This window comes from Ginsengibacter sp., assembly GCF_057362405.1.
The window spans coordinates 1-9,678 of record NZ_JBMQQG010000072.1; the positions used below are offsets into that span (position 1 = coordinate 1).

Here is a 9,678-nt window from a genome sequence, read left to right on the forward strand (position 1 = left end):
CAACAATTTTAGTAAAAGCGGGCAATACAAACAATATTATTATGAGGGTGAAATAAAATCAGAGTATTCCGGTAGTCGCAGTTTTACTGCGGGTATCGGTTCCCGTTATGAATGGGTAAAGATAAATCCCCTGATACAATCTCAATTGGAAGCAAAGGGTAAAAATGATTTTTTGACTTCTTTCGTTTATTGGAATATTAATACTTTGGATAAAAGTTTATATCCCAAAAGAGGTATTAAAGTAAATGCCGAACTCGGTGTTGTATATAATCAAAGCCCTGATGTGGACTTTTATTCAAATGGAATCCTGATAACTAATATTGATTCGGCAGGCATTAACTACAAAAATTACGAACGCATGGTGCTGCATGCGGAAACTTATACACCCATAACCAAAAAGCTTACGTTTTTCACGTTGTTCCAATCCGGCATCAATTTTAATTACAAACAAAATCTTCTAAATAATTTTCAAATCGGAGGCTTAACCGAAACCATAAGAAACCAGGTTTTATTTGCCGGCTTAAATGAAACAACTGTAAGTACACCAAGTGTGGCCTCACTCTTAATTGGTTTGGATTTGCAGGTAACCAAAAATATACATTTGATGGCCCGGTCAAATGCGCTGGTCAATAATTTTATAAGTGAAGACCACCAGTTAAAATTTAATAACTGGCTGTCAGGCCACGCACTTACGTTTGCGTACACCACTCCAATAGGCCCATTGGAATTAAGCGTAACCTATAGCGACGATTCAAAGCAGGTGCAGAGTTATGTGAATTTTGGGATCCCTTTTTAGTTAGACGTTGGTATGGGCCAAAAAATCTTGTATGTAAAGATTTCTGAACAAGAGCATCACGTGTGTACGTAACAACCCATTAAAAAGAAATACCAAGTGTAGACTTATATAGCAGCAGTTCGAACTTTTTAATGAGTGATCTGTTGCTTTTTAAATAGTCCGCTTCTTTTTGTTTGCGCCATTTAAATTTGAAAATTAATGCTTTTGGTGCAAAGGAGTGCGTAAATTTAGATAAATTAAGTAATGTATTCATCTAATGAGCTTGCAGCAGTTGGAAGAAATCAGGCAAATAGAACCGCATATCGAAGTTTTGGACTTATTCTTATTTTTCTCATGCTGATTCCACTCGTTCGTATTCTGACCACCAGTCATGATGACCAGAGAACTCCCTATGCATTTGTTATGGGGTTTTATCTCCCTGCTTCTATAGTATTCTTTTTAATGTTTTTAATAATTCTTTTTTATTCAGCAAAGACATGGAATTTTTGTATTAATGAAATTAAATTTGATGATAACTTAATAACAGTTTCTACCTTCCCTATACTTTGGATTAAAGCAAGGAACTATGTTTTTGAAATTTCTGAAGTTTCTCCTGAAAAAAATACACTTACCTTATTTAGCCAAAAAAGAGCAGACTGTATTGCAATTTGGGTAAAAAGAGACAAGCTCTATTTGGTGAGAGATTTTTTTGACGAGTATGCATTAATTTCTGAGAAATTAATGCATAGAAAAAGAATAGTCAACTAACTTCTATTTGTAGCCTCGACAGGAATCGAACCTGTATCTGGAGCTTCGGAAACTCTTATACTATCCATTGTACGACGAGGCCAGTCATAAATAAGCCGAAATTTACAATAATATTATTTTATTAATCCGTGCGCATTGGTACTAAATATTTTTACCGCTATAGCCAGCAAAATAACGCCAAAAAATTTTCTCACTACAATTAAACCATTTGGACCCAAAGCTCTTTCAATCCATCTCAACGATTTTAATACGGCGAAAATTACCACGCAATTAATGAGTATGCCAATAAAAATATTAATGTCGTGATAATTTGCTTTTAGCGACATAATTGTGGTAAGCGTTCCTGAACCAGCGATCAATGGAAATGCGATAGGAACTACACTGCCGCTCTTGGGATTATTATCCTGTTTAAAGAAATCGAGCCCCAGTATCATTTCCAGCCCAATAATAAATATTACAATGCTTCCTGCAACTGCAAAAGATTGGACATCTAAACCTAAAAGATTTAAAAGCTGTTGTCCCACAAATAAAAATAGTATCATTAATGCACCTGAAGCAATAGTGGCAAGCGTGGATTGAATAACACCGCCCATTTTTTCTTTTAAAGAAATTAAGATAGGAATGGACCCAAGAATATCTATTACAGCAAAAAGTGTAAACGTTATTGTTATGGTTTCCTTACTTGATATGTTGGCAAAGTCAGCCATTCAATTTTTTTGCAAATGTAGCACACATGACTCACAGCATTAGCGTTAGCATTTAAAATGGGTAATAATGTTACAAACTTACCTGTACGCCTCCATTTACGTTAAAACCTTTCGTCGTAAATCCTCTTGTTACAAAATATTTTTGATCCGTTATGTTTTGCAGGTGGGCAAAAATGCTCAACTTCTTATTGAACTTATAACGGTCATAAAAATCCAAAGTATAATAAGCGTTTAATTCGTAAGGTGTTGCCTGGTATTGCGGTTCAAAGGCTTTACTTACGGTTTTTAAATGGGCCGAGACAGACATATCTTTTGTGACCGAATAATTTACCGAGATATTAAAAACATTCTTTGGCCGTTTGTATAAATTAAAAAATGAAGTGTCTTTGCCCGGAGATTCCCGTGTAGTTACTTTTCCATTCACATAGGTATAGTTCAACGACGCAGAAAATTTTGAAGTAAAATTGACGGTAGCTTCTGTTTCTATTCCATAGTCGCGCTGCTTATCGCCATTTGTATAATAGCTTGCGTAGGTATTAGGATCGGTGTAAAATAATATTACATCTTTACCGTCTCTTATAAAACCGGTAACCCTGGCGGTAATTTGTTCACCGGTAAACTGCGTTCCAACTTCATAACTTGTTGTTGCCTGGGGTTTTAGTTTTTTGTTTCCATATTCTGAATAAAGCTGGTATAAAGAAGGCACATTATAGCCTGAGGAAATGTTTGCATAAATTTTATAGTGATGGTTAATTACATAAAACGGATTAATGGAATACGTAAAATTATTTCCGTAAATGCTATGGTGATTCCATCTTCCCCCAAAATCAAGATTGAAACCCTTAGCTGATTTTAAATACAATGATGCATAACCACTAAATTGATTTGTTTTGGCACTATCGCCTGAAATAGGCAACGCAGGAAACCCATAATCGGGTAAATAAACATATGCCTGGTCTGTCTTGTTTTGCCTGTAATCTGCGCCGGCAAGCAGTTCTATATGTTTACTCAAATTAAGGCTGGCATAGGCTTCTGCAAAGTTAGAAGATCCGTTATATCTGCCCTTTTGGTATTTGGAAAAGCCACCAACATCAGTAGAATCATCAATAAAATTTCTGTTGAAAATATTGTAATTGTATTGAAACTTTATAAATCCATTATTTAATTTATAATCGAGGGAAGTGCCAACAATCGTATTATCATTATGGTAGGTATAGTCTTTATCATCGGTAAAAGCGCCGGCATCTATATCGGCATGGTTAGAATTATATTTTCCGAAAATGCGCACTGAAGTCTTTTTAAATGGTTGAAAGGCGTAATTCAATTGTATAACATCCTGGTTAAAACCATCTTTATCAAACCCTTGTTTGCCCGTCGAATCATAAGCTGAAGAAAATCCTTTGCTAAATGTTTTATTGTAAGAAATAAAATACGTTTGACCTTTTCCGTTAGTTCCGCTTAAAGAAATATTTCCCTTGTAAGTGTCATAGCTTCCTGCAGAAAGATCAGCGTTTACGTTAAATGGTTTCCCCTTTCCTTTTTTGCTGATGATATTGATGACCCCTGCGACAGCATCAGAACCATATAATGTAGATTGCGATCCTTTTAAGATTTCAATTCTTTCAATATTATCCAATGCAAAATTATTAAGATCAAATTCATTGGTAATTCCTGAAGGGTCATATAAAGGCACGCCGTCAAGCATTATCAGCGTATTTGCGGCGGCAGCGCCACGTGTATATACCGTTTGGTTAGTCCCCAAATTATTATCAGCCCCGTTTATTATTAATCCCGGTTGCTGGTTTAAGATTTCGCCAATAGTTTTTCCAAAACTTTTTTGTAACTGGTCTTGTGTAATAATGTCAACCACTTTACCTGTTTCGCTTTGTTTCTGTGGAAACTTATTAGCTGTTACAATTACTTCATCAAGAGTTTTAGATGTGCTGTCGTTGGTTGTTTGCACCTGCTGTGCATAAAGATGGCTACTGAAGATTACAGCAGCCACAATAAAAATTCTTTTTTTCATTTTTAGAAATTTTTTTTGTGACTGCTTTCGAAATAAAAAAAGAAAGAAATATAAATGCCTTTCAGCCTTTACACTTCATGCCTTTCACCCGAAAGCTTTGAATTGCCTGCCTGCCGTCAGGCAGGTTTTTAATGTAAAAGGCAGGTCTTCTGGCTTGGCACATTCTTAAAAGCCTTCCCGTTAAAAAACAGTGGCGAAGAATTTAAGATTTTCCCAAAAGCCCCTCGAGGGCCTGGGATGTGCTTTTACAGCTACGGGGATAGCGCCGGATTTACACCGGCTTCCCTTTTAATCTTTCCAACAAATTATTGGAATTAAGAACCAATTACGCCGGCAAATGTAGCGGCAATATTTTTAGAATTCAAAAACAAATTTTAGTTTTTGAATCGATAGAATTTACCGGGTAGAAAAATAACGGCCATTATTTGTTATTGAAATTGAATGATACTCCAGCATAATAATTTCTACCAGGGGCTGCATTGTAATAGCGGCCCACTGCAGCATTGATATCATTACCCAGGCTATATTTTGTATCAAAAATATTATCTGCTCCCGCAAAAATTTCGGCGATGATCTTTCTATTAAGATCTTTTTTATACCCCACTTTAGCGCCCAATAAATTATAAGAAGATGCATATGCAGAATTAGCATCGTTGAGTGCGATTTTGTCCACGTAATTATAAGTAACATTAATGTAGCATCCCGCTTTTGATGTTACGTCAAGCCCTGCTACAACTACATTAGGAGCCGCACCGGGTAATTTATTTTTTGAAAAATCAGTACTTACCTGTTTAAAATCTACATAGTGGAAATCATGCCAGGCATAACTGCTCCATAACTTTGCCGAATTAATAAAATCATGCGAATTATCAACGAGTTGGTAAGATGCATAAGTTTCAACGCCATTTTGTTTAGTGGAACCTGCATTTACATAATAATAAACACCGTTAGTATCTATGCGCTGTACAATTGTATTTCTTAGATCAAAGAAAAATCCGCTGATATCGAAATATAATTTGTTATGCAGCAGGGTGCCTTTAATGCCGGCTTCATAATCCATTCCATCTTCGGGTTGCAGATTGGTTCCAAATTTTCCATCGGAACGTAGTACCTCAGAAACTGTCGGTGGAGAAAATCCGCGTGCTACACTTGCGTATACGGATACATTTTTATTGATCTTTTTTAGAACCGCAATGTGCGGAGGAAGTTTGTTTTTGAAAATTCTTGCCTGGGTAGTTGACGGCCTGGAAGTAAGGTGGATGAGTTGAATAGATGATCTATTCAGGCTTACTCCGCCGGTTACCGTCCAGCCGTGAGGTAATTTTAAATCTGCCTGTGCAAAGAACATGTATTGCCAAATGTTTAAATTATCATCCGATTGCAACGAGTCAGCAACTCCAAGTTTATTCCCATAATCTCTTGTATTAAAAAAACCTTTCTGTGCTTCAGTTCCAAAGTTCAATTGCAGACTTGTGGCCCCAATCTGTTTTTTATATTCAAAAACGCTTCGTCCACCAAAGTGAGGCTCCTTGCGGAGTTCATAAACTCTTATACCAGGATTAGTAAAATCGGTATAAGAACCATACAACGAAGTTGTGTTGCGCCAGTTATCGTTAAACTCGTATTCATTGCTGAAACCTGCGAGAAAGATTTTTTGATAAATAGCAGCTTTGTTTTGCACAGCTCCAGGTTGTGAACCCGAACCAGGCCTTGCCTGTTTTGGATCAGCATTGTATTGTGCCAGCGTTAACCCGCCGGGCGTTTGATAATAAAGATCGCTGTACGACATGTAGGCATGCAACGTCTGTTTGTTATTCACTTTCAGTAAACTTTCCCAGGTCGCAATATCTCTCCGCATCTTTGCCTGTTGGCGATACCCATCACTTGTTTGATGCGAATAATTAAAACTATTTTCATGATCAGCATTACCTGTTTTTATATTAGCATTAATATTATTAATATTATAACTACCGATTGTATAGCCGAGCGAAATCCCTTTGTTCCAGTTAGCAGGCAAAGTATGTATGAGCATTGCGCCGCCAATACCAGCTCCGTATAAACTGCTTGCCGGTCCCTTAATTATTTCTATAGAATTAAAATTATAGAAGCTCAGTTGATTCAGGTAAGTATTGCCACTTGGGTCAGTAAGCGGTATTTCGTTCAGGTAGATTTTTACATCACGAACACCAAAAGGAGAACGCAGAGAACTGCCGCGGATGTTAAGCCGGTAACTGCCTGGTGAACGTTCTTCCATGCTAACGCCGGGGGTAATATTAACGGCGGGCAGTATACTCATGTTACCGAAACGGCTTAGTTGCGCCTGCCCGGTAACACTCACAGGAGCAGCTACATCTACCAGGCTTCGATTCTGTTCGTAAGCCTTTACAATTATCTCCGAAAGGCTTTTTACAGAATCTGTTGATTCAGTTTGAGATAAACAAAATAGCGGAATACAAAACGTGAGGGTCAGGGTAAATAAATTTTTCTTCAGAAACATTGGCTACGATTAAGTCGTAAAGATAAAATCTTTTCTTACTATCTCATGTGTTGTTAGACATCGTGCCTTTGGGGCAAATAACAAAACGCTTGTAACCATAAATATTTTTTATCTTCCCAAAATGAAACCTGCGAAGCAGCTTAGGCTTTTTGATCTTACCGTTATAGTAGTAAGTTTTGTGATTGGGATGGGAATTTTCAGAACACCTGCAAATGTTGCAAAAGCAGTCAGCAGTCCATTTATTTTTTTTAGCGCATGGATCGTAGGCGGACTTATTGCTTTATGCGGCGCTCTTACTTACGCCGAAATTGGTAGCAGGTTACCAGTTACCGGCGGCTATTATAAAGTTTTCGCCTACGCCTATCATCCTTCAATTGCCTTTGCGATAAATTGCATCATCCTGGTGTCTAATGCGGCGTCACTCGCAGCGGTAGCTTTGGTTGGCTCAGAATACATTACCGGCCTTTTTATTCCGGGCTCGCAAAGTGCTGAATGGCTGCTTAACCCTTCTAATGTTAATCATCTTCAAACTGTTCAGATATCGATAGCCATTGCGGCGATATTGATTTTTTACGGGGTTAATTTAATGGGATTAAAAATGAGCGCAAAGACTCAAAATGTACTAACGGTCATTAAAATAGTGATGGTTATTTGCCTGATTAGTCCTTTGTTTTTTGCGGTTAATTCTCACCCGCTGGTACTTTCAGGCACCTTACAACATGGACAGGTGTTCACTGAATATTTAAAAGCTTTTGGCGTTGGCCTTGTTGCTGTAAGTTTTACTTATGGCGGCTATCAACAAACTATTAACGTTGGAGAAGAAGTTCGTAATCCGCAAAAAACAATTCCGAGAGCAATATTTTTGGGCATAGCTGTTATAATTATTTTATACCTTTTAATTAACTACGCTTATGTAAAAGTTATTGGGTTTGAGGAATTAAAAACAAGTAAGAACATTGCTGCTATTATGGCTTCAAAAGTGTTTGGCATAAACGCAGAGCGCATACTTAGCGGGCTGCTTTTTTTAAGCGTTTTGGCCTATGTAAATGTTCTATTACTGAGTAATCCGAGGGTGATGGCTGCCATGAGTGAGGACGCGATTTTACCGCCGGCATTTAAAAGAAGAAATGTAAACACCGAAGCGCTTACTACTTCCCTGAGTGTCTTCACCGGAATGTGTATCCTGATAGTTTTCTGGGCTAAACAATTTGACAGGATTTTAAGTTTTACTATTTTCCTGGACTGTTTCGGTATGGCTTTTTCTGCCGGCAGCATTTTCATCATACGCAAAAAAACATCCTACCTCAATAACAGCGGAATCTTTATGATGAAGTTATATCCATTATTGCCATTGATCTTCATTGCGGCCTATACATTCGTCGGCATAAGTATAGCGGCCGACTATAAAAATAATCATTATGCAGCGGCAACAGGCCTGGCGGTATTGGCAGCCTTTATGATTATTTATTTTCTTGCAAAAGCTATTGCTAATTATAAAGTAAATAAAGAATAAACGCCATGGATCTTTCATATATTTTGAATGAATTAGGTGAGAATCGTGAAGAGTATTTTAATGCCATAGCACCACCCATTATACAAACCAGCAACTTCGCTTTTAAAAGAGTTGACGATTTGAGAAAGGCTTTTGCAGATGAATCGTCGGCTTATCTATATAGCAGGGGGAATAATCCAACCGTAACTATATTATCTAAAAAGCTTGCGGCCCTTGACGGCACTGAAGATTGTCTTGTTTTCAACAGCGGCGCAGGAGCCATTTTTGCGTCGGTTTTGGCCAATGTAAAAAGTGGAGATCACATTGTGTCGGTAGACCGGCCATATTCATGGACGCAACATTTATTCAATAATATTTTACCACGTTTTAATGTTACTACCACTTATATAGATGGGAGGGATATTGAAAATTTTAGAAAAGCCATTCAACCCAATACAAGAATTATCTATTTAGAAACACCTAACAGCTGGAGTTTTTATTTACAGGATTTAAAGGAAGTTGCAGGCCTTGCAAAAGAAAAAAAAATACTGAGCATCTGCGATAACAGTTATTGCTCTCCTTTATATCAACAGCCTATTAAATTTGGAATTGACCTGGTTTTGCAAAGTGCAACTAAATATATCGGCGGCCACAGCGATGTTGTAGCAGGCGTGTTATGCGGCAGTAAGGAAATGATTAAGGAAATTTTTATGAGCGAATACATGAATATGGGCGTTGGTACTACCCCTCTTCATGCATGGCTATTATTGCGGGGTTTGCGGACACTCAAGATAAGACTCGATAGAATTTCAGCCACTACCACAAAAATTGTAAATTATTTAAAGCAACATCAAAAAGTAGCGTCGGTAATATTTCCTTTCGATGAAGATTTCCCTCAATACCAACTGGCAAAAGAGCAAATGCAGGGGGCCTGCGGATTATTTTCTTTTATTATTAAAGCAGAAAAGGTTGCAGAAATCGAAAATTTTTGTGAAGGATTACAGCATATACTCATGGCCGTTAGTTGGGGAGGACATGAGTCCTTAATTATCCCGGGATGTGCTGCCGTACCCCAAAATGAGTTTGACGCTTCAAATACGAATCACCTTATGATGAGAATGTACGTAGGCCTCGAAGAACCTGACTATTTAATTGAAGATTTAGAAAGGGGATTCAAAAACATGAAATAAAAAAGGGGCTTAACAGAACGTTTATTATTTCAGTGGTTTCACGCCTCCTTTCTCAAGCTTGTCCACAACAAAATTTCCCAAGCTCACACCTTCAATAACTCCGTTTTCAACGCCCTCTCTAAAGTGTATCCCTCCATACAATCTTGATATCGCAGCCTCTTTTGCAGCCTGCATAAATGACGTGAAACTTCTGGGTTTTAGTCCAAATAATTCCTCGGAATTA

Annotated in this window: 7 protein-coding genes, 1 tRNA gene, 1 pseudogene and 1 riboswitch; of the genes and pseudogenes, 4 read left to right on the plus strand and 5 right to left on the minus strand. The window is 37.6% G+C overall.

Annotated features, from left to right (window positions below; translation table 11 throughout):
• On the plus strand, positions 1-796 hold a 796-nt coding region (locus ACO1O5_RS06425; RefSeq protein WP_486269013.1), incomplete at its 5' end, for a hypothetical protein.
• A 243-nt stretch (positions 797-1,039) separates the two neighbouring features.
• Positions 1,040-1,543 carry a hypothetical protein gene (locus ACO1O5_RS06430; RefSeq protein ID WP_486269014.1) on the plus strand — a complete coding sequence of 168 codons (504 nt, stop codon included), beginning with the start codon at positions 1,040-1,042 and terminating at the stop codon, positions 1,541-1,543.
• A 10-nt stretch (positions 1,544-1,553) separates the two neighbouring features.
• On the opposite strand, the gene ACO1O5_RS06435 is transcribed toward ACO1O5_RS06430, so the two are convergent.
• The 4 genes from ACO1O5_RS06435 to ACO1O5_RS06450 all read right to left on the minus strand — a co-directional run bounded on the left by ACO1O5_RS06435 (position 1,554) and on the right by ACO1O5_RS06450 (position 6,773).
• Positions 1,554-1,625: transfer RNA gene (locus ACO1O5_RS06435), tRNA-Arg, on the minus strand.
• Positions 1,626-1,656: 31 nt separating this feature from the next.
• Positions 1,657-2,250 carry a MarC family protein gene (locus ACO1O5_RS06440; RefSeq protein WP_486269015.1) on the minus strand — a complete coding sequence of 198 codons (594 nt, stop codon included), beginning with the start codon at positions 2,248-2,250 and terminating at the stop codon, positions 1,657-1,659.
• 70 nt (positions 2,251-2,320) lie between these two features.
• Entirely contained in the window at positions 2,321-4,276 is a 1,956-nt protein-coding gene (locus ACO1O5_RS06445) for a TonB-dependent receptor plug domain-containing protein (RefSeq protein WP_486269016.1), read from the minus strand.
• Between the two features lie 122 nt (positions 4,277-4,398).
• Positions 4,399-4,617, minus strand: a riboswitch (cobalamin riboswitch).
• Positions 4,618-4,697: 80 nt separating this feature from the next.
• Complete coding sequence (locus ACO1O5_RS06450) at positions 4,698-6,773, minus strand: TonB-dependent receptor (protein WP_486269017.1); 2,076 nt, start codon at positions 6,771-6,773, stop codon at positions 4,698-4,700.
• Between the two features lie 121 nt (positions 6,774-6,894).
• On the opposite strand from ACO1O5_RS06450, the gene ACO1O5_RS06455 reads away from it, so the two are divergent.
• On the plus strand, positions 6,895-8,286 hold the full coding sequence (locus tag ACO1O5_RS06455; RefSeq protein ID WP_486269018.1) for an APC family permease: 1,392 nt from the start codon (positions 6,895-6,897) through the stop codon (positions 8,284-8,286).
• A gap of 5 nt (positions 8,287-8,291) precedes the next feature.
• Entirely contained in the window at positions 8,292-9,455 is a 1,164-nt protein-coding gene (locus ACO1O5_RS06460) for a trans-sulfuration enzyme family protein (protein ID WP_486269019.1), read from the plus strand.
• Positions 9,456-9,479: 24 nt separating this feature from the next.
• Here the strand turns inward: ACO1O5_RS06460 and ACO1O5_RS06465 are convergent.
• Positions 9,480-9,678 (minus strand): annotated as a pseudogene (locus tag ACO1O5_RS06465) (haloperoxidase); the annotation flags it as partial.